At 65.0% G+C, this 237-nt stretch carries 1 protein-coding gene; it reads left to right on the plus strand.

Annotation, left to right across the window (positions count from 1 at the left end):
• Positions 1 to 237: ion channel (locus tag ACLJNW_RS28440; RefSeq protein WP_410962020.1), on the plus strand; the 237-nt coding region annotated here is incomplete at both ends.

The following is a 237-nucleotide window of genomic DNA, read 5'->3' on the forward strand; positions in this document are numbered from 1 at the left end:
TTCCTGCTCACCGCCCTGCGCGGCAGCAAGCAGAAGATCATCGTGTTCTTCCTCACCGTGATGACCCTGGTCACCGTGTTCGGCGCGCTGATGTACGTGGTCGAAGGCCCGGAGCACGGTTTCACCAGCATCCCCCGCGGCATCTACTGGGCGATCGTCACCCTGACCACGGTCGGCTTCGGCGACATCACCCCGAAGACCCCGCTCGGCCAGGCCATCGCCAGCCTGGTGATGCTC

The organism is Salmonella sp. SAL4457, from assembly GCF_046548235.1.
Taxonomy (GTDB): domain Bacteria; phylum Pseudomonadota; class Gammaproteobacteria; order Enterobacterales; family Enterobacteriaceae; genus Salmonella; species Salmonella enterica.